We start from the raw sequence: 20,418 nt of genomic DNA on the forward strand, positions 1-20,418 counted from the left end.
ATCATGAAAAAGCTGGAAAACGCTTCCCAGTAATGACCATATAAAGCTGATCTCATGTCAACTCTATGGGAGAATAGCCCTCCAATTTTTAAGCAGTCAAACTCATGGCACTTTCCAGTTCAATAAAAAATCAGATTAACCAGTGGTATAAGGCACTATCCACCCATATTGATGGTTTCATTCCACGTGCTCCCCAGCGTCAGATGATTGCAGAAGTAGCAAAAACGCTGGCAGATGAAGAAGGGCGGCATTTGGTGATAGAAGCGCCTACAGGGGTAGGAAAAACGTTGTCGTACCTGATCCCAGGGATTGCTGTCAGTCGGGCGGAAAAGAAACCGTTGGTGGTGAGTACGGCCAATGTAGCCCTGCAAGATCAAATCTACAGCAAAGATTTGCCGTTGCTACGCAAGATCATTCCTGATCTGAAATTCACGGGGGCTTTTGGCCGGGCGCGTTATGTCTGCCCTCGTAATCTGGAGGCTATTTGCGCCGCAGAGGGAGAGCAGATTGATCTGATGTTTCTGGTCGAAGACCAGGTGGAAATCACTAACAGTGAAGAGCGGGAGCTGTGTCGTCGGCTACGTAGTGATTACACGACTTTTGCATGGGATGGTTTACGTGATCACCATAAACTGGCGCTAACGGATTCGCTGTGGGCAAAAATCAGTACGGATAAAATGAACTGTCTGGCACGGAATTGTCAGTTTTATCATCGTTGTCCCTTTTTCCTCGCCCGTCGGGAAATTGAAGATGCGGATGTTGTCGTTGCCAATCACTCTTTGGTTATGGCGGCACTGGAAAGTGAATCCGTTTTACCGGAGGCAAAAAATCTGCTGCTGGTATTGGATGAAGGGCACCATATTCCCGATATAGCACGGGATTCACTGGAAGTTGGAGGGGAGATTACGTTATTCCAGCTTAATGGGCAGTTGGATACGTTTGTCCGCCATGTGGAGCAATATCTGATTCAATTCCGGCCGGCGAAACCGCCCGCTTTGGCGAATATCACGCGATTACAATCTCACTGTGAAACAATCCGTGAATACTTTAAGGAATTGGCGGTGATGACGCAGGCGCTTCTACCTGAACGCAGTGAAGCGGAAGAATACTTATTCGAACTGGGAAAATTACCTGATAGTTTACTGCTGTGCTGCCAGCAATTATTTAAGCTAACTGATGGATTACGTGGTTTAGCTGAAGCGATTTTAAATGATTTAACCGATCAGACGGCAAAACAGGATATTGTCCGGTTGCATCGCGCTATCCTGCAAACCAGCCGGATATTGGGCTATTTTGATAATATGGCAAAGCTGTGGCGCTTGGCTTCACAAGAGGAGTCTTCCCACGCGCCGATATCAAAATGGCTAACGCGCCGCTATGAGAAAAATCAATCGCACCTTTATTTCCACTGTGCGGGAATTCGGGTCAGCGAGCAATTAACCCATCTGCTATGGCGTAATATTCCCCATGTAGTGGTGACATCGGCCACGTTGCGTTCACTGAATAGTTTTTCCCGTATTCAGGAATTGACTGGTCTACATGAAAACCATGATGATCGTTTTGTGGCCTTGTCATCGCCTTTTGAGCATGTACGGCAAGGGCGTTTGATTATTCCCCAAATGACACAGGAACCGACCATTCAGAATGAAATGCAGCATCTTGAGGAGATGGCTCGCTATTTTCGTTCGCAAGTGATGAAAGGGAAGCATCGGGGAATGCTGATATTATTTAGCAGCCAGCGTGCAATGGAAGGATTTCTCACTTTCGTCACAGATTTGCGGCTGATGTTATTGGTGCAAGGCGATCAGCCTCGCTATCGATTGGTGGAAACACATTGCGGACGTATTGATGAAGGGCAAGCCAGCGTTTTGGTTGGATTGCAGTCATTCGCAGAAGGGTTGGATTTAAAAAGTGATTATCTGTCACAAGTACATATTCATAAAATCGCGTTTCCGCCCGTAACCAATCCGGTCATTATTACGGAAAGCGAATGGCTGAAATCTCTGAAACGCTACCCGTTTGAAGTACAAAGCCTGCCAAGTGCTTCTTTTAACTTGATCCAACAAGTGGGAAGATTGATCCGCAGCCATGAGTGTTATGGTGATGTGGTGATTTATGATAATCGATTATTGACCAAACGTTATGGACCGCGTTTATTGAATTCTTTACCTGTATTTCCCATTGAGCGGCCTAACGTGCCATCGGAAGAGGAATTGGCGGTAATGAAAAAGGATAAATAACATAAAAGTTAATGTTATTTATCCTTTCATCAAAAATGGGTTTGTAACTGTTATTTATCCGATTTTTTTCAGGAAGCAGGTTTTCAGTACTAACCCTTTGATTTTATCAGCATTACACTCAATCTCATCTTCGCGATGGGTCAGACGGATGTTTTTGATCAGCGTGCCGCGTTTCAGTGTCTTGGAGGTGCCTTTGACTTTCAGATCCTTGATTACCTGAACTGAATCACCGTCATCCAGCAGGGCGCCGTTAGAGTCTTTGACTTCGATATCCATTGTATGGAGTCCTCATATTTATTGTTAAATCAAGCAAGGATTATAGAGAGAAAAATGATTTTTTTAAAGGTTAGTATGATTTTTTAGATTGTAACTTCCATTTTTTAATATTTTTCTCGTTAATAACATGTTTTGATGTAAAAAAGGCCACAAATGTGACCTTAACATTATGAAAAATAATAATTTTATTTTATTGCTCAATATTTGCTTCTATAAACCATAAAAATTTGTCGAGATCACGAGACGCAGCAGTAAACATATCCGCGGTATCTTCATCTTCCACATTAACAATCACCTGACGGATATCATTGGCGATGACAGCATAGCGCTCGGCCAGTGCCTTCAGGTGATCTTGCACATCGTGAATGTCCGTTGGATAGCTTTCCAGCATTGTGCGCTTATTCACTTCCTGAACGGTTCCCAGTGCCGTGCCTCCCAGTTGAACAGCCCGTTCTGCGAATGTATCAAGATGGTCCGTGATAGCATTGCGAAAACCGTCTAACATTTCATGAATAGCAATGAAATTTCGGCCACGCATGTTCCAGTGGGCTTGTTTAGTCAACATGGATAGATCGATAAATTAGGTCACCATATGATTCAGGGCAGCAATCGATCTCTGTTTAATCCCTTCATCAATATTATTGCGGGTATAAATCAGGTCAGAAGCAACTGTCTTGGACAATATTTTTATGGGGTAATGAGATGATACGATTCATCCCATTTCTCATTCTTCTTGACCATGGCGTTCAGAATGGTTAATAGCTTACGCATACAGGCAACGAGCGCTACTTTTTTGACCTTCCTGGCAGCTAGCAAGCGATTGTAAAACGCCCTGATCACCGGATTTTCTCCGGCTTGGATAATTAATGCCAGTATTTTGGGGAAAATTAATCATTCGACTTTTACTATTTTAGTTTTCCGCTTAATGGCAGAGGTTGAGCCGATGGAAGCACAAATAATGCAGAAAAGGGCACCCCACTGGGTCATGGTCAAGTGTTCATCAAGGAAAATAATGCCGGATAACGCCCCTAATGCAGGTTCAAGGCTCATTAATGTCCCAAACGTTTTGGCAGGCAAACGGGTAAGGGCAATCATCTCCAGTGTGTAGGGAAATGCGGTGGATAAAATGGCGATTCCCAGTGCAATAGGCAGCAGTGAAACATCAAATAGCAGTTCGGGGCCTGTCTGTATCAACCCAACTGGGAAGAAGATAAAGGCGGCAATCAGGGAACCAATAGAAACAGTTGCTGCACCGTGGCCTGCTCCAGCACGTTGCCCGAAGATAATATAAAGTGCCCAAAAAACACCGGCGCCTAGCGCATACAAAATACCGATGGGATCAAGCGTGCTGACGCTATCTCCAACCGGTAACAGAAAGCCTAATCCAGCGATTACCAAGGCAATCCAGAGAAAATCTAATGGGCGTCGGGAGGAGAACATGGTTACCGCCAAAGGCCCTGTAAACTCAAGTGCAACGGCAATACCGAGGGGAATGCGGGAAAGTGCCATATAAAACAGGTAATTCATGGCCCCGAGTGAGATGCCATAGGCAAAAAGAGGGATCAACGAGTCTCGCTGAAATTTCAGACGCCACGGTTTAAAAATCAAAAATAGAATAATCGTTCCTAATGCAAGTCTCAGAGCGGTGACACCAGGCGCACCAATGACATGGAATACCGTTTTAGCCAGTGAGGCTCCAGCTTGAATTGATGTCATTGACAGTAATAATAAAATCACAGGGAGCAGTGAAAAAGAAGCCGCCCGATGTTTGGGAAGAGACATTTACAGAAAACCTCAGTTACAACGTGTTATTTAGAGATGCCATCTTCGCAGTGAAACAGATATAACTCAACTGTATTATCGGTTGTACGCTCGTTAGGCTAACGTATAATCAGAAACTAAAAAACAATAATGGAGTTTAGCAATGAAAGAGATTACGGTGAAAAAATCTTCAGAAAAAAACAGCCCTGTAAAGAGTATTGCGGTTTATTGTGGCTCAAGCCTCGGCGTATCTGAAATTTATAAAGAAAGTGCGATATCTTTTGCGAAAGAGTTGGTTAAACGCGGTATTACTTTAGTCTACGGTGGTGCCAGCGTGGGGATTATGGGAACCGTCGCAGATACTGTTTTAAAGGAGGGCGGCAAAGTGATTGGGGTAATTCCGGCTCTGCTGGAAGAACGTGAAATTTCCCATAAAAACCTATCCGAACTCCATATCGTGGAAACCATGCATCAGCGCAAAAGCAAGATGATCGAGCTGGCAGAGGGTTTTGTTGCTTTGCCCGGTGGTTTTGGCACATTGGAAGAATTCAGTGAGGTTTTTACTTGGAGCATGATTGGCTTGAATAGCAAACCTTGTGGCATCCTCAATATCAATCAATTCTATGACCCGCTAATTTCAATGATTGATAAAATGGCTGATGAGCAATTCTTGCAGGAAAAATATCGCTATATGGCAATTATTGAACAAGATCCTATCCTATTACTCGACCGTTTTAATTATTATACCGTTCCTTCGATAAAAACTTATACCGAATGATTTCAAAAGGTAGGGAGAAATGAAATGTTAATAAGAGCTGCTACTATGCAGGATGTTGAGGTTATATTATCACTTTATTATGTCTTATTTTGTGAAATGGCTGTGTTGCAGCCAGATAGGCTGAAAGCAACTGAACAAGACAGAAATTTTATTGTTGCTAATGTGAATAATGACAAGTTTCATTTAATTGTTGCAGAAGATGAGAATGGTGATATCAAGGGGTTTGCCATTGCGCAAGAGCAAAAGACACCATCTTTTAATTGCTTGATTCCCAGAACTTATGGCTATGTTTTTGATTTGATAGTGAGTCAGGATGCCAGAAATCTGGGGATTGGTCAGAAATTACTGGCTGGAATGAAAAAATGGGCGCAGGAAAATCATTATTCACACCTGGAATTGACGGTATTGTCTCAGAATATTGATGCAATACGTTTTTATGAAAGAGGAGAATATCAAGAAGTTAATAGAACTATGGCGATTGCCTTGTGATCAGTAAATTTTATATTAAACCATCAGAGCTATATTCTGATGGTTAGCGTCTTTTAGTTCCTATTTTTAGTTTCCATGCGTTATTTTTTGTCCGTTCATCCTTTTCTAATTCTTGCTAAAAAAACATTTCTCTCCCAAAATCAGAGTAAATTGAGGTTAAATAAATCAAGTTAATCTAGAAAAACAAAATGGTGGAGCAATGAAATTATCAAACTATAAAAGTAATAATAGTTACATTTTGAAGTTGTCATTGTTTATCATTATAGCGGGATTGGGGTTACGAATACCGATATCTTATATCCCACCTATGTCATTGGAAATTATGGATGATTTAAAAATAAATCACTCGACACTAGGGCTGATAACTTCATTGTCACCGCTTTGTTTTTTTCTTTTTTCACCTTTAACTCCTTATTTTGAAAATAAAATAGGATTGTATAAGACCTTGGTAATGACTTTTGTCATTGCTATTTTGGCTTATTTTCTTAGGTTAAATAGCTCCGTTATTTTATTATTGGTTTCTACTGTGATGTTTGGGTTTGCCATTGCATTGGGAAATATCGCGTTACCCTCATTTTTTAAGCAGTTAGGTAATGGCAGAATAGCTATATTATCTTCAGCCTATACGGCTTCCCTGTATTTGGGGCCTGCAATAGCAACTGCTTTAACTTTACCGATTAAGCATATATTTGATATATCTTGGAACGAAGTTTCATTGGCTTGGGTATTTATTCCCGTACTTTCGATTCTTTTAATTGTACTGTTTTCCAGTAATAAACCGATATCAGTCGATAACAAAACGTCTGTCAGCAATGAGAATTATGATCGTCTTGAGCGAGCAATCAACCCATGGGTGAGTATCCCGTGTTGGATTATGGCAATGTATTTTGCAATTCTGTCATTCAATTTTTTTATCATCACGGCTTGGTTTCCTGAATTGATTAGTTCTTATGGATTAAGTGAAACTAAATCTGCATTCTATGCATCGTTATTTCCTCTCATTGCTATTCCTTTTGCCACATTATCATCATTCTATATCTATAAAATTAAACAACAGAAAATTCTATTTTTTATCAATCCGATCATTGTCATAGTCGGAATGTTGATTCTCATCTATGGAGGTAACAGCCTAATTCCTATTGCCATTTCGATTATGGGAGCAGGGGCGGGTATTTGTGCAGGAATTACATTTTTACTGCCTTTACTGAGGTTTAATGATACAGCTAATGTGACAAAAGCAAACTCCATGATGCAATCAATCGGTTATTTAATTGCGTTCTGTGGCCCGTTGGTTTCTGGCTATGTCCATGATTTTACGGGATCATGGACGATTGTATTATGGATGTGCACACTGACTCTTGCTATGCAGGCTGTTTTAGGAATAGCAATTGGCAAGAATGAGAAGTTTGATCAGAGTGAATTGGCCAGCTAAATGCTAGCCATAATACGATCACTTTTTGGCGCTGGTGTTTAAAACAGCTCGATACTCTTTTAACACTTCGTCGATAATCCAACTGGTGCGGGCGGCAGATTCTCCGTTGGATGGACAGATACCATTACCTTGTATTTCATCAATAACCGTTTGGATCAATGGCATTTGAATATGTTTAGGATTTTCGAAATGATACTGATGCAGTAGGTTATTTTCGTCATAGTATGAAATGGGAGAATCACCAAATGTCGCAAAAGTTATTTTGCCTTTCGTACCCATGATTTCGACTTTATCTTCGCGAGAATTCGCGACAAAATTCCAGATGCCAACGCCTTGAATATGTTGTTCGAACATGAATGACATAGAGACGCAATCTTCGGCAGGATAGGCTTTTGCCTGTGAATTGGCATGCCCTTTAACTGAGATAATTTTACCTAGCAGAAAATCCAATATATCCAGTGTGTGGCAAGCTAAATCAACAAATAAGCCACCACCGGATATTTCTGGCTTTACAAACCACGGCAAATTATCGGGATCTTGATAGATAGAAGCCATTTCTCTGAATAGCATGCAATTTACAATCCGCGGTGTGCCAATTGCTCCAGAATCAATTAACTCTTTTATTTTGATGAACCGAGGCAAAGCCCTGCGATAGTAAGCGACAAACAGTGGGACTTTTTGAAATCGGCAGATGGCAATCATTTCGTTGCACTCTGCGAATGTTAGTGCCATTGGTTTTTCGACATAAACACTTTTTCCTGCTTGTGCTGCCAAGATTGTATATTCTTTGTGGGTAGAGGGTGGAGTAGCAATGTATATGGCATCGATTTCAGGATCATTAATCAAAGATTCGGCATCTGAATACCATTTTCTGACCTTGTGCCGTTCGGCAAAATCTTTGGCTAAATCAGCATTGCGACGCATTACCGCCATCAATTCAGAGTCCTCTAGTTTATAAAAAGCTGGGCCACTTTTTACTTCAGTTACATCACCACAACCAATAATACCCCATCTCACTTTTTGCATTGTATTTTTCCGGTATATCAAATTGTTGAGTTGTTAAATTCAGATGAAGTCTATAATAGTACAGTGCTGTGTTCTATATTTTCCTGTTTGATAAATTGGGCTATTTTTAAGGAAGATTCATTTATTAATCATTTGGTTGATTGGTTTTTCTCTCTGATTTTGAGGAAGGGGGAGATGCATTCTGGCGATACTTTTTTCTTGTTGTGGCATAATGCGCGGCTATCGATTTTCTAAATCCCTTTTTATTCACTTTAAGAGCAAAAGTTGTGTTAAGTACAAACAACATCACTATGCAGTTTGGCAGTAAGCCACTGTTTGAAAATATTTCTGTCAAATTCGGCAACGGCAACCGTTATGGTCTGATTGGTGCGAATGGGGCAGGTAAATCTACTTTCATGAAAATCTTGGGCGGAGATTTAACGCCAACCTCTGGTAACGTCAGCCTTGATCCTAATGAGCGTCTGGGTAAGTTGCGTCAGGATCAGTTTGCTTTCGAAGAATATACCGTGCTGGATACCGTCATCATGGGGCACTCGGAACTGTGGAAAGTCAAACAGGAACGTGACCGCATTTATGCCATGATGGAAATGAGCGAAGAAGATGGCTACCGTGTGGCTGATCTGGAAGTCGCTTATGGTGAAATGGATGGTTACAGTGCCGAATCCCGTGCTGGTGAATTGCTGCTGGGTGTGGGTATTCCTGTAGAGCTGCATTATGGATTGATGGGCGCAGTGGCTCCTGGCTGGAAATTGCGTGTATTGCTGGCTCAGGCGCTGTTTTCTAATCCTGATGTCTTGCTGCTCGATGAGCCAACCAACAACTTGGATATCGATACTATCCGCTGGTTGGAGCAAGTGCTCAATGACCGTAATAGCACTATGATCATCATTTCCCATGACCGTCATTTCCTGAATACTGTATGTACTCATATGGCTGATTTGGATTATGGCGAACTGCACCTGTTCCCTGGCAACTATGATGAATACATGGTGGCCGCAACGCAGGCTCGTGAACGTCTGGTGGCAGATAATGCGAAGAAGAAAGCACAGATTGCTGACTTGCAGGCATTTGTTAGCCGCTTTAGTGCCAATGCTTCTAAATCCAAACAGGCGACTTCCCGCGCCCGTCAGATTGACAAGATCCAGCTAGCAGAAGTGAAGGCTTCCAGCCGCCAGAACCCTTATATCCGTTTTGATCAGGATAAGAAACTATTCCGTAATGCATTGGAATTGGAAAGCTTGACCAAGGGTTACGATAATGAGCCACTATTCAAAAACCTGAATTTGCTGATGGAAGTTGGCGAGAAGATGGCGGTGATTGGTGAAAACGGTATCGGTAAAACGACATTCCTGAAAACCCTGATTGGCGAAGCGGAACCCAATAGCGGTACGGTTAAATGGTCTGAAAACAGCTCCATTGGCTATTATGCGCAGGATCACGCCAGTGACTTTAACTGTGATATGACAGTCTTTGATTGGATGAGTCAGTGGAAGCGCGAAGGTGATGATGAGCAGGCAGTACGCAGTATTCTCGGTCGCTTGCTGTTCGGTCAGGATGATATCAAAAAGAAAGTGGGTGTGCTTTCCGGTGGTGAACAAGGCCGGATGCTGTTTGGTAAGCTGATGATGCACAATCCAAATATTTTGGTGATGGATGAACCAACCAACCACTTGGATATGGAATCTATTGAATCTTTGAACCTTGCGCTGGAACTCTACCAAGGAACGCTGATTTTCGTCTCCCATGACCGATCATTCGTTAGCTCATTAGCCAGCCGTATTCTGGAAATTAAATCCGATAAGGTGATTGATTTTAAAGGTACTTATGATGAGTATCTGGGAAGTCAGGGCATTGTTGAGTAATTTTGCCTAACGGTAATAGCCCCGTTGATTTTACGGGGCGATCCCCTTCACCTTTCAAGTTGCTGCAACTTGAAAGGTGAAGGGGATATGATCATTGTTCCTTGCAAACCTCACACCGAGGATCTTTAGGCAGTCTTATCTCACGGAATTGCATCGTCATCGCATCGAACAGTAATACCTTGCCATGACAGGTTTTCCCATATTGAGTCAGGAGCTTAATTACCTCCATTGCCTGTAAGGAGCCGATGGTTCCCACCAATGGCGCCATCACCCCCGCTTCAACGCATGTCAGGCTGTTTTCACCAAATAATCGGCTTAAACAGCGATAGCAAGGTTCTCCCGGCTGGTAAGTAAAGACGGAAAGTTGACCTTCCATCCGAATGGCAGCACCAGAAATCAACGGTATTTTACGCCCGTAACATAGGTGGTTGAGTTGTTCGCGAATAGCAACGTTATCTGTACAATCGAGCACAACTTCGTGTTGGCTGATTAATTCATCTAGCGCCGGATCATCCAATAGCCCTTCAATGGGATTAATGGTGACATGCGGGTTAATCTCCCGCAGTGTCAGTGCGGCTGAATGCACTTTCGGCGTACCAATGCGTTCGTCGCGATGGAGAATTTGCCGTTGCAGGTTGGAGAGAGAAACGGTATCAAAATCCAGCAGGGTGATTGTTCCTACACCAGCCGCAGTAAGATATTGGGAAGTCGCGCAACCGAGGCCTCCTGCGCCCACTATCAGCACCTTGGCGGATTTTAATTTCTCCTGCCCGTCGAAATCGAAACCACGTAAGACAATTTGTCGGTTATAACGCAAGGTTTCTTCATCGGTAAGTTCGAGAGTCATTATTTTATTATCTTATTGATTTTTTAGTAAATGATTGAAGAATTCAATTTGTACTGTTTCGCCAGCCGCAGCGTGCCCACGCTCCCGTTCCAAGACGATAAAGCAGTTACCGAAGCTGTATGAACTGAAAATATGGGAACCTTGATGCCCAGTAGTTTGTACTTCTAATTCGCCATGTTCATTGATGTCCGCGATACCGCGTTGGAAATCCAGCCTTCCGGGAGATTTTTTCAGTGGTGTTGTAGTTTTGGCGGTGAGGCGCATTGGCGCTTGCCATGCAGTAAAGCCGGACAGGCGGGCAATCAGCGGTTGTACCAGTTGATAGAAGGTCAACACGGCAGAGACGGGATTGCCCGGCAAGCCACAGAACCACGCATTTTCCAGTTTGCCAAATGCGAAAGGCTTACCCGGTTTAATGGCGAGTTTCCAAAAACCGATTTTTCCCACTTCATCCAAAATCTGTTTAGTATAATCCGCTTCACCCACAGAAACTCCACCGCTGCTGATAACTAAGTCTGCTTGTTTATCCGCTTCGATAAAGGTTTGGCGCAATGTCTCAGGATTATCGGGGATCACGCCCAGATCGATAACTTCACAGTCCAGTTTTTCCAGCATCAGGCGAACGGCCAAACGGTTGGTATCGTAAATCTGGCCAGCCTGTAATGGTTCACCGATAGCTTGCAATTCGTCGCCAGTAGAAAAAATGGCGACTTTTAGTTTGCGGATAACCCTAACCTTTGCAATGCCTAGCGAAGCAATCAGCGGCAATTGTGCTGTAGAGAGTTTGGTTCCTTTTGACAGTACCATCGCATTTTGGGCGATATCTTCCCCAATGGTACGAATGTTTTGCCCCTGTTTGACCGGATGAAGGAACCAAATTCCCGTTTCAGTGACCTCCGTTTGTTCTTGCATCACAACGGCATCAGCACCAGAAGGGATAGGGGCGCCAGTCATGATACGGATACAGCTGCCAGCCAACCATTCTCCCTGCAACGGCATACCCGCCAGCGCCTTGCCTGCCACTGGCAAGGTCTGGTTTTCATTAAGATCCGCAAGGCGAATGGCGTAGCCATCCATTGCTGAATTATCAAAAGGAGGAACGTTGATGGGGGAAATAATATCGGTGGAGGTGATACGACCAGCAGATTCGGTCAGGTTAATGGTTTCTGTGGTCGTCAGGGGAACGGTTTGTGCCAGGAATTTTTCTAGTGCCTGTTCAAGTGAGATTAAGCCTGAGGTATGACAGTGATCCATGAGAACTCCCTATATGCCGCAAATTGCGGATATCCCAGATTGTGAGAAAGCGTTTATTCTTGTATTGGACGCATTATGGCAAAGATTGCTTTGATGGGGAATGATGGCAAATGGTCACTACAATTGCTATTGCCCAGAGGAAGGGGGAGGGTTAAGAAAAGATGTATATTATATTCATGATTTGTTATAACTGCATAATTTCAACCAATCCAACTGATTTAATTACAATTTAATCACTATGAGCAATCAAATTATCACATCTCGTGGACGTCATTATCAGGCTTTTCAGATTGCATTAAGCGGTTTCCTCGCTTTGGTTGTTGCAATGGGAATAGGGCGTTTCACTTTTACTCCACAAGTTCCGTTGATGATTGCCGAATTCCAACTCACATTGACGGGAGCAGGAATTGTTGCGGCATTCAATTACCTTGGTTATCTGGCCGGCTCCTATGATGCGATGCGGGCGCAGCGTTTTGTTGAATATCGCTTGTGGAGCGGATTATGGGGAGCCGTGATTATCACGTTGCTTTCTGCATTGTTAGATGGGCCAGTATTGCACAGTATCGCCCGTTTTTTTATTGGCTGGGCAAGTGGCTGGACGTTGGTACTGGCGGCGGCGTGGGCGAATGATGAGTTAGGAAAACTGGATCGTCCCGGGTTAAGTGCTGCGGTTTTCTCCGGGCCAGGAATAGGGATCTTTATCAGTGGCGTGCTGGCGATGGGGATTCAATCGTGGCAGATGAGCGCAGCCAGTGCGTGGATGTTATATGGCATTCTGGCGCTGTTGCTCAGTATTTATGTTAGCCGTCATTTGCCCCGTAATGGCGAACTACACCGTCCGCAAACTGTAATCCAAAAACTCACCCTGACACCGGAAATCAAGCGATTGGTATGGTGTTACAGTCTGGCTGGGTTCGGCTATATCTTGCCTGCGACATTTCTTTCTCAAATGGCGGCAGAGCGTTTTCCTGACAGCCTGTTTGCCCAATTTGTCTGGCCAATATTTGGTGGCGCATCTGTACTTGGCATTATGCTGGGAATTTTGATGCGTAATATATCAACGACTCAAATCCGCTTGGCGATCACGTTATGGCTTCAGGCTCTGGGCATTTTGATTGCTGAAATGTTGCCAGGTATTGGTGGGTTGATGATTGGCGCATTGCTGGTAGGCGGTGGATTTATGTGCGTAGTGCAACTGGCTTTGCAGTATGGTCGTGAATTGGCTCCCAAACATGCCCGCTACATGGCGGGATTATTGACCACAGGTTATGCGTTGGGGCAATTGGTTGGGCCGATGTTGTCAGCTATTTCGACATGGTTGACAGGCAAACTGGAACCTGTCCTGTATATCGCATTTATTGGTTTGGTCATTGCTGGGTTACTGGTATTTTATCGCAACAATATTCATCGTGAGCTATCTTAATTTGGCGCATTGATGACGTGCAGGTATAGTTATGCGCAGATACGATATGAACGGATTTAATGTAAACATCGTGTGGTGTTACATTCATTGATATCTGCGTAAAATAAGCGTCTCGATTATCCGTCAAGTAACGGAAAGTATTACTCTTGGAGAAACTGATGTCATCCTTAAGTACAGAAGCCGCGCTGGTGCATTCGGCACTGGTCGCCCGTGGTCTTGAAACCCCATTGCGTGAGCAAACTCTGGAGCCAGAGGTTCGTAAAGTGCGCATTGAGGAACACATGACAGAAATTATGAAGCTGTTAAATCTCGACTTGAGTGATGATAGTTTGGCGGATACGCCAAGTCGTATCGCGAAAATGTATGTGGATGAGATATTTTCAGGATTGGACTATAACAATTTCCCGAAAATTACTCTGATAGAAAATAAAATGAAAGTGGATGAGATGGTAACAGTGCGTGATATTACAATGACCAGCACTTGTGAACACCATTTTGTGACTATTGATGGCAAAGCCACTGTTGCTTATATCCCTAAGGATAAAGTGATTGGTTTGTCGAAGATTAACCGTATCGTCCAGTTTTTTGCACAGCGCCCACAAGTGCAGGAGCGTTTGACGCAGCAGATTTTGATCGCTCTGCAAACGCTGCTTGGCACGAACAATGTTGCTGTTTCCATTGATGCCGTCCATTATTGTGTGAAAGCACGTGGCATTCGCGATGCGACCAGCACGACGACGACGACTTCTCTGGGAGGGTTATTTAAAACCAGCCAGAATACACGACAGGAATTCCTGCGTGCCGTACGTCACCTACAATTATCATGATGAATCTTTATTATCATGGAACATAGTTGTCATGGAGTAATACACCAGAGAATTGAGAGACTTGATAGTGTGCGTGGTTTTGCCATTTTAGGAATATTGTTGTTGAATATTTCCAGTTTTGGCTTGCCATATGCTGCCTACATGAATCTGTTTTATAAAGATTTAGTCTCATTCTCTGATGTGGTGACATGGTCTGTCTTGAGTATCTTTACTCAGGGAAAATTTCTGTTCATCCTGACGTTGTTGTTTGGGGCATCACTCGAATTGCTTCGGCAGCGAGGACGTGATTGGAACATTCCCAGGTTACTGATTCTGGCTGCTATTGGTTTGCTGCACGGTATTTTGTTATGGGATGGCGATATCTTGTTGTCTTATGGCATTGTCGGCTTATTGGCATTTCATTTTATCAATACTCGTCAAAAGTTGTTTACTACAGCGGCTACTTTCTACTTGTTCGGCGTGATGATGTTTTATCTTCTGGGGCTGTTTCCTGTGGGGGAAAATAATTCATTCTGGCAGCCAACTCCGGAAGATATTTCTCATGAAAGCTACTGGAAAACTTATGGCGGCTTATTGGCTATAGAGCATCGTATCCGTCAAATAAGTGGTGTGATGATTGTGGTGATCGTGCAATATGGCTGGCAAATAGTTGGAGTTATGCTGGGTGGTGCCATGTTATTACGTAATGGTTGGTTGAAAGGTGAATTTAGCCGCAAACATTACCGTCGCTTGGCATTATGTCTAATTCCCGTTGGCATGATGATTCAAGGTATCGCCTTGTCAATACAGTATTTATATCCTTACAGTTATTTTGCGTCGTGGACTGTCCGCTATACTATTACTGAATTGGGAACACCGCTGTTGGCATTGGCTTATATCGCGCTGATTTATGGATACTGGCCTGTCATTTCGTGCTGGCGAGTCACTTTTTGGCTCCGGCAGGTTGGAAGAATGGCATTGACCAGCTACTTGCTGCAAACTCTGATTTGTACCACACTTTTTTATCGCTTTGAGTTATTTGGCCAGTTTACTCGTTTAGAGTTGATGGTATTTATTCCATTTATCTGGACATTGAATATCTGGTTTGCTTGCTGGTGGTTGAAGCGTTACTCTCAAGGGCCGATGGAACAGCTCTGGCGTGGTTTAACGGCAAAATTGGCAGGCAAAGTATAAGCAAAAATTTTAGTAAGAAGTGAAGAGCCTGATATCCAATAGGCTCTTTTTCTGTACTGATTCGTTTCCTGTTCTTATTTCCCGCGAGATTTTTTTTCTAACTCCTGTAACTCTTCTGGTGATACGGCGGGATAACCTTGAAGCCCGCTTGGTACGGCATGTGGAGCAGGGATCGGCGTTAACGGGCCCAAAAAGCGAGGTTCACGCTTTAAAATATAGAGATCGGTCAAGGCTCCAAGACGTGCAAATACTTCCCTAAAACGAATGGTCATCATATTTTTAGGGGAGGGAACAGCATAACATTGTGCTTCAATACCCAGATGCATAGCAATAAACAAGGCTCGTTCACAATGGAAGCGTTGGGTGATAATAGTAAAATCGTCGGTATCAAATACCTTGCGGGTTCTGACAATCGAGTCCAATGTTCTGAAACCCGCAAAGTCCATCACGATGTTGCTAGCTGGAATTCCCGCCTTGATCAGATCCTTTCGCATAGTAATTGGCTCATTATAATTGTGCTGCGCATTATCTCCGCTCAATAGCAGATATTTGACTTTCCCACTGTTGTAAGCGTTAACAGCTCCTTGAATACGGTAGAAATAATATTGGTTATATTTACCGGTCTTATAATATTTGGATGTGCCGAGTACCATACCGACTTCTCGCTCAGGAAGTTGCCTGAGATCATCGAAAATGTAAGGAGCGGTTTTCCAGCTAACCCAACGATCAAGCATAATAGCTGTCAGCATAAGGACAGCAATGATAAAAATTAGACCCGTAATCAAGCGCTTCCACATGATTTTTGTTTGCCTTAAATGTGCTGATGAGCCAATGCCCTAAAGGCTACTTTACTTGAAATACCGAAGCAAGTTTTCGGTGATTTATATCAGGGCTAATCTGATTCGATCATGCCAGTTATGGTGCGTATCAGCAGCCTTCATGATGTGAATTTAATGTTATAAATGGGGTTAATCAGTTTATTTTTTTATGCAGGAGAAATTTTTAATAAAGTAAAAAACACAAAATAAACTCGCTAGTAAATTGCCAATCATCATGAATATGATAATATTTGAAATCGGATTATTGTCTATGGAAAAAACAAATGATAAAGGAATTCCAATGAATATTAACGATAGTCTGAATAGTGGCGGGATCTTTGACATCCCATATACACGTAGCGCTGAAATGAAGGCTTGGGCGATGCCATCAAATGCAATAACACCAATGGATAATATAAAATACTCAATTAATAGTTTATTTTTATGCCCTAAGTAAATGTAAGATAACAACGGAGTGGTAATATAAAAAATCAATGAAAAACACACAATATATAACATGGATTGTTTAAGATAACTGATGGTAACGGTTTTAATGTTGTCATTATTCTTTGTTAGTGAAATACTTAAAGATATTGCCATTCCAACAAAAATAACAGAAATAGTATTCATAAAATTCAAAGTTAAACCAAAAAATGCTGAATATTCTGCTTCCATGTTTTTTGCTATATATATTACAAGAAGAGATAATCCTCCTGTAAAAAAAAGGCTAGTCACAGCATTACTTCCTCCTAATTTTAACAATTCCATGTTCAAGTTATTTATTTTTTTAGGTGTCAATTTTATCTTTTTTTAAAAGTAAGCTAACAATAGGTAGTAATATTAATATTCTTACAAAACAGGTTGATATAGATACTGCCACAGCACTATTAGTGAAGCATTGTATGAATATATAATTTAATAGCAAATTTGCAATAGAGATATATATGGTGATAATTAAAAATTTTTTTCTAAATCAATAGATTCTAATATGTTAGCAAAGCTGATATAAATACATAATGGAAAAATACTAATACTTAGAATAAGATAAGATAAAAAAGCTACATTGTTATTATAAATAAAAATTGACATGATTAAACTGGTGATAAAAAGACAAAATGAAAGATAAATTGAATATCTAAAAATCCCTTGTATATATTTATCTCGATCTCTATCTGATTTTCCAATCACAATATTTATACCAATACTAAGCATGACTGCTAAAATGACAAAAATTTGACTCAATTGTACTGCAACCGAAAAATTTTTTACGTATTCATTCCCTTGATGTCCTAACATAATCATGTCACATAGCGGTAATGATAGTGCGACAAAACGGGTTGATGAGATGATGATCGCTCTTGAAATAAATTTAGTTATCATATTCTTACTCCTGGTAATTTTGGAATGTCATCATCATCTTCTAATTCCCAAAAGAAAAAATCATTTTTTTCAACAGGGTAGTTATCTTTATCTATTTTGATATAAAAAATGTCACGAAATTTATCGGCCTGAGTCGATTTTTCTGCACAAAATAATTTTTCATTTATTCCGCCGTAAATAATAACAATAGTTGTTTTTTTTGATTTATTCATGTAAGTCCATTGTGAACAAGATAATAATATTAATTCTTCTATTATTTTAATCTTCGTGGTTAACATCATGCTATGAAAATACTTTACTAAAGAAACTCCTAATCTCCAATCTGTATATTCATTGTTATCATGACACCATGAAATAAATTTATTATAAACATAATTATCATTGATGTTAAAGTGAGAGCTAATTTCAGGAGATCCCATTTTTATCAAATTTCTTGATGCATCAATAATTAAATCTTTGAATTGTTTTTCCAATGTAGTTAAAGGGTAATCAACAGCAGGATTGATTATGGATTTATAAAATATGTTACGCATTAGAATACCTATGCACAGTTCGTATATCTTTGGACCAGTCAGAGACGCTTAAGTTATCGTCACGTTCTATTGAGATAGTTTCTATATTATAATAGTTGGTTATTTTTTCTAGGAATTTTGTGGTTTCTAAATCAATACATGTGTTATGTGTACCTATAAAAAAATCGCCTTTTGTGCAAGGCTCAAATCCCGCAATATGATAATGTTGTGTATAGGGTAGTGATTTTAACCAATTTTCTTTTGACTCCCCTTTGTTTTTATCAGCAACTACAGCATTCGATATATCAAACAACAAATTACAGCTTGTTTTCTTTATTAAGTGATAATAAAATTCCGATTGTGTATTAACTTGGGGGATAACGGATGGATAATTCTCTAAAAATATGGACGTATTTAATATTGATTGCCAAATTTCTATTTTTTGATTCACCATATCAAAATCCTCTTCATAGTTGATCTCTAGCATTTGTGGTGTAGATAGATTTTCTATGAAAAATAAACCAATATGATCAGATATATATATTGGCTTCAAGGCCTTATCTAATCTGTTAATCAACCATGCTATTTCGCGTAAATTATCTTCTGAACGGTGTAAGAACTGTGAGTTCATAATGTGAAATGCATACTGTCTACCCTCTAATATTTTCAATATCGAATCGGGGTTTGTATTAAGAAAGTTATCAATTCATATCTCAATGAAATCTATATTGTTGATTTTTAAAAATTCAATTAAAGTAGATAATTCTCTTTGGCCAGACCAATTAATACCTATCTTCATATTTTAATCTCTTCTATAAAATGAGAAAATGAGTTAATAATATACTGAGATTTAGTGGCGATAATTGTATCCATATCATCTTCGGAAAGTGAAATGCGATATCCTGTCTTTTCTATATAATGAAACCAAGCATTGAATAATTCTGCTTCACTAAGTTTTAAAAACTCTAATATTTCACTAAAGTTTTCAATATCATCTTTTATTATTTTCTTTAAATAATTTCTTGCATACTTTACTGGGTCAAGTTTTATATATTGATTTGGTTTTGATTTGTAAAATACCTCTTCTAAGAGCATGAAATCTTTATCATAAATATTTTGATTATTCTGCCATTCTTTATCGCTGTGTTCAATATTGATATAAATATTTTTATGGAGTAAATTCAAACTATGAATTTGTTTTAACAGATCCCATACCATTGGAGATATTGCGACATTATGCCCATCATGCAGCGTTCCATCTTTACTACAATGAATACCTGAAAGGTGTAGTTCAATGACTTTTTCCCAAGAAATGAAACCGATTAACAGAGAAGGTTCTATGTTGTTATTTTTACAATCAATAATTAAATGAGACAAATCGATGATTGCTTTAGCTTCAGATGAATCTAATATGTGGTTGAAACTTTGCCAATTATTATAAATCTCTTTTGGAGATGATGAATAAAAATTAGCATTTTCTATCCATATGGATTTTTCTATTTTTTCTTGGGTTTTCTTTATGAATTTAATTGCATTTTTTCTTTTTCTTGAGATGATGTATAGTGAGATGAAAAACCCAAAACACCTATATTTTCACATCTATCACCACATAAATGAAAACCAAAACTTTTAATCCTGCAATCTTTTTTTATTGGCACTAATTTTTCTTGAATAAACATATCTTGATGAGAATTACATTCTGTTATTGGTGATCTGGATATATGCAAGGAAAGAGATAAGTCCTTTCTAAAAGGAAAGGGGGTTGATTTTCCTTGAAAAATTTTATTGTAGGCAAGAAATCCTAGTTCCATTAGGTTTATTTTTTCATTAATTTTCAGAAAATTACTTTCAAATGCAGGATTGAAACTACAGGCTAAATTTATCATTTCCTTATCTCCTTAATCTCCTCTCTGCTATGAAACAGAGAGGAGTTAATATAAATTTTATTTATTATAGTTGCCGCATGTAATTTCTTTATCTTTATCTTTGACTTTAACGACTATTTTTTTGCATTTTTCATATTTCATTTCTCCTGATTATGTTTTTATGTATTTGAATGTATCGAACGAAAAAGGCACATTCAATATTGAATGTAATAAATAAAAACAGAATTAACAAGAAAAATAAAGTTTTTTAACAAAAAAATAAAATATCAAATAAAAAACAAAGAGTAAGCATCATATGAATGCTCTTTGTTAATATATATTATATCAGGGGATGTTCTTATGTTTATATCAATATAAGGAGTTTGATTTCTGCATCCTAAATTAATCTCTTATGGGTGGTTTTATATCTATTTAACCTGAGATCGGTTTAAGCC

At 40.2% G+C, this 20,418-nt stretch carries 20 protein-coding genes and 2 pseudogenes; 8 read left to right on the top strand and 14 right to left on the bottom strand.

What is annotated here, in order from left to right; translation table 11 throughout:
* Nucleotides 1-104: 104 nt before the first annotated feature.
* On the top strand, nucleotides 105-2,240 hold the full coding sequence (gene dinG / locus H8A87_RS13560) for an ATP-dependent DNA helicase DinG (protein WP_198690486.1): 2,136 nt from the start codon (nucleotides 105-107) through the stop codon (nucleotides 2,238-2,240).
* Between the two features lie 54 nt (nucleotides 2,241-2,294).
* On the opposite strand, the gene H8A87_RS13565 is transcribed toward dinG, so the two are convergent.
* From H8A87_RS13565 to rhtA, 4 genes and pseudogenes are all read right to left on the bottom strand, one after another.
* The gene (locus tag H8A87_RS13565; protein WP_198690487.1) at nucleotides 2,295-2,516 is read right to left on the bottom strand and encodes an alkylphosphonate utilization protein; all 222 of its coding nucleotides are present in this window, start codon (nucleotides 2,514-2,516) and stop codon (nucleotides 2,295-2,297) included.
* A 190-nt stretch (nucleotides 2,517-2,706) separates the two neighbouring features.
* A pseudogene (dps, locus tag H8A87_RS13570) lies at nucleotides 2,707-3,207 on the bottom strand (DNA starvation/stationary phase protection protein Dps).
* Nucleotides 3,204-3,362 (bottom strand): annotated as a pseudogene (locus H8A87_RS13575) (IS110 family transposase); the annotation flags it as partial. The pseudogenes H8A87_RS13575 and dps, both read right to left, overlap by 4 nt.
* 45 nt (nucleotides 3,363-3,407) lie before the next feature.
* Nucleotides 3,408-4,298 (bottom strand): threonine/homoserine exporter RhtA, encoded by an 891-nt coding sequence (gene rhtA / locus H8A87_RS13580; protein WP_198690488.1) that lies wholly within the window; start codon nucleotides 4,296-4,298, stop codon nucleotides 3,408-3,410.
* 142 nt (nucleotides 4,299-4,440) lie between these two features.
* Here rhtA and H8A87_RS13585 point away from each other — a divergent pair, with 142 nt between their 5' ends.
* The 3 genes from H8A87_RS13585 to H8A87_RS13595 all read left to right on the top strand — a co-directional run bounded on the left by H8A87_RS13585 (nucleotide 4,441) and on the right by H8A87_RS13595 (nucleotide 6,976).
* Nucleotides 4,441-5,055, top strand: coding sequence for an LOG family protein (locus tag H8A87_RS13585; RefSeq protein ID WP_198690489.1), 615 nt, complete (start codon nucleotides 4,441-4,443; stop codon nucleotides 5,053-5,055).
* A gap of 24 nt (nucleotides 5,056-5,079) precedes the next feature.
* Nucleotides 5,080-5,544 (top strand): GNAT family N-acetyltransferase, encoded by a 465-nt coding sequence (locus H8A87_RS13590; protein WP_198690490.1) that lies wholly within the window; start codon nucleotides 5,080-5,082, stop codon nucleotides 5,542-5,544.
* A 199-nt stretch (nucleotides 5,545-5,743) separates the two neighbouring features.
* Complete coding sequence (locus H8A87_RS13595) at nucleotides 5,744-6,976, top strand: MFS transporter (RefSeq protein WP_198690491.1); 1,233 nt, start codon at nucleotides 5,744-5,746, stop codon at nucleotides 6,974-6,976.
* 18 nt (nucleotides 6,977-6,994) lie between these two features.
* On the opposite strand, the gene H8A87_RS13600 is transcribed toward H8A87_RS13595, so the two are convergent.
* Nucleotides 6,995-8,002 carry a Gfo/Idh/MocA family protein gene (locus H8A87_RS13600; RefSeq protein ID WP_198690492.1) on the bottom strand — a complete coding sequence of 336 codons (1,008 nt, stop codon included), beginning with the start codon at nucleotides 8,000-8,002 and terminating at the stop codon, nucleotides 6,995-6,997.
* A gap of 266 nt (nucleotides 8,003-8,268) precedes the next feature.
* Here H8A87_RS13600 and H8A87_RS13605 point away from each other — a divergent pair, with 266 nt between their 5' ends.
* Nucleotides 8,269-9,864 carry an ABC-F family ATPase gene (locus H8A87_RS13605; RefSeq protein ID WP_198690493.1) on the top strand — a complete coding sequence of 532 codons (1,596 nt, stop codon included), beginning with the start codon at nucleotides 8,269-8,271 and terminating at the stop codon, nucleotides 9,862-9,864.
* 91 nt (nucleotides 9,865-9,955) lie between these two features.
* On the opposite strand, the gene moeB is transcribed toward H8A87_RS13605, so the two are convergent.
* Together moeB and moeA are read right to left on the bottom strand one after the other, a co-directional pair.
* Nucleotides 9,956-10,711, bottom strand: a complete 756-nt coding sequence (moeB, locus tag H8A87_RS13610) for a molybdopterin-synthase adenylyltransferase MoeB (protein ID WP_198690494.1) — start codon at nucleotides 10,709-10,711, stop codon at nucleotides 9,956-9,958.
* A 12-nt stretch (nucleotides 10,712-10,723) separates the two neighbouring features.
* The gene (gene moeA / locus H8A87_RS13615) at nucleotides 10,724-11,965 is read right to left on the bottom strand and encodes a molybdopterin molybdotransferase MoeA (protein ID WP_198690495.1); all 1,242 of its coding nucleotides are present in this window, start codon (nucleotides 11,963-11,965) and stop codon (nucleotides 10,724-10,726) included.
* A 238-nt stretch (nucleotides 11,966-12,203) separates the two neighbouring features.
* Here moeA and H8A87_RS13620 point away from each other — a divergent pair, with 238 nt between their 5' ends.
* The 3 genes from H8A87_RS13620 to yeiB all read left to right on the top strand — a co-directional run bounded on the left by H8A87_RS13620 (nucleotide 12,204) and on the right by yeiB (nucleotide 15,388).
* Nucleotides 12,204-13,388 carry a YbfB/YjiJ family MFS transporter gene (locus tag H8A87_RS13620; protein WP_198690496.1) on the top strand — a complete coding sequence of 395 codons (1,185 nt, stop codon included), beginning with the start codon at nucleotides 12,204-12,206 and terminating at the stop codon, nucleotides 13,386-13,388.
* 158 nt (nucleotides 13,389-13,546) lie between these two features.
* Nucleotides 13,547-14,215: a GTP cyclohydrolase I FolE gene (folE, locus tag H8A87_RS13625; RefSeq protein ID WP_198690497.1), complete on the top strand. Its 669-nt coding sequence runs from the start codon at nucleotides 13,547-13,549 to the stop codon at nucleotides 14,213-14,215.
* A gap of 15 nt (nucleotides 14,216-14,230) precedes the next feature.
* Complete coding sequence (gene yeiB / locus H8A87_RS13630) at nucleotides 14,231-15,388, top strand: DUF418 domain-containing protein YeiB (protein ID WP_198690498.1); 1,158 nt, start codon at nucleotides 14,231-14,233, stop codon at nucleotides 15,386-15,388.
* A gap of 74 nt (nucleotides 15,389-15,462) precedes the next feature.
* Here yeiB and sanA read toward each other — a convergent pair whose 3' ends face one another.
* The 7 genes from sanA to H8A87_RS13665 all read right to left on the bottom strand — a co-directional run bounded on the left by sanA (nucleotide 15,463) and on the right by H8A87_RS13665 (nucleotide 19,984).
* The gene (gene sanA / locus H8A87_RS13635; RefSeq protein WP_198690499.1) at nucleotides 15,463-16,185 is read right to left on the bottom strand and encodes an outer membrane permeability protein SanA; all 723 of its coding nucleotides are present in this window, start codon (nucleotides 16,183-16,185) and stop codon (nucleotides 15,463-15,465) included.
* A 180-nt stretch (nucleotides 16,186-16,365) separates the two neighbouring features.
* Nucleotides 16,366-17,004 carry a hypothetical protein gene (locus H8A87_RS13640; protein WP_198690500.1) on the bottom strand — a complete coding sequence of 213 codons (639 nt, stop codon included), beginning with the start codon at nucleotides 17,002-17,004 and terminating at the stop codon, nucleotides 16,366-16,368.
* A 156-nt stretch (nucleotides 17,005-17,160) separates the two neighbouring features.
* The gene (locus tag H8A87_RS13645) at nucleotides 17,161-17,586 is read right to left on the bottom strand and encodes an MATE family efflux transporter (RefSeq protein ID WP_198690501.1); all 426 of its coding nucleotides are present in this window, start codon (nucleotides 17,584-17,586) and stop codon (nucleotides 17,161-17,163) included.
* Entirely contained in the window at nucleotides 17,583-18,119 is a 537-nt protein-coding gene (locus tag H8A87_RS13650) for a hypothetical protein (RefSeq protein WP_198690502.1), read from the bottom strand. The genes H8A87_RS13645 and H8A87_RS13650 overlap by 4 nt, the downstream gene beginning before the upstream one ends.
* Nucleotides 18,112-18,729 carry a multinuclear nonheme iron-dependent oxidase gene (locus H8A87_RS13655; protein ID WP_198690503.1) on the bottom strand — a complete coding sequence of 206 codons (618 nt, stop codon included), beginning with the start codon at nucleotides 18,727-18,729 and terminating at the stop codon, nucleotides 18,112-18,114. The genes H8A87_RS13650 and H8A87_RS13655 overlap by 8 nt, the downstream gene beginning before the upstream one ends.
* Nucleotides 18,730-18,893: 164 nt before the next feature.
* Nucleotides 18,894-19,667, bottom strand: coding sequence for a multinuclear nonheme iron-dependent oxidase (locus tag H8A87_RS13660; RefSeq protein WP_198690508.1), 774 nt, complete (start codon nucleotides 19,665-19,667; stop codon nucleotides 18,894-18,896).
* The gene (locus H8A87_RS13665; RefSeq protein WP_198690504.1) at nucleotides 19,616-19,984 is read right to left on the bottom strand and encodes a hypothetical protein; all 369 of its coding nucleotides are present in this window, start codon (nucleotides 19,982-19,984) and stop codon (nucleotides 19,616-19,618) included. The genes H8A87_RS13660 and H8A87_RS13665 overlap by 52 nt, the downstream gene beginning before the upstream one ends.
* Between the last annotated feature and the right edge of the window lie 434 nt (nucleotides 19,985-20,418).

The organism is Xenorhabdus lircayensis, from assembly GCF_016306625.1.
GTDB lineage: Bacteria > Pseudomonadota > Gammaproteobacteria > Enterobacterales > Enterobacteriaceae > Xenorhabdus > Xenorhabdus lircayensis.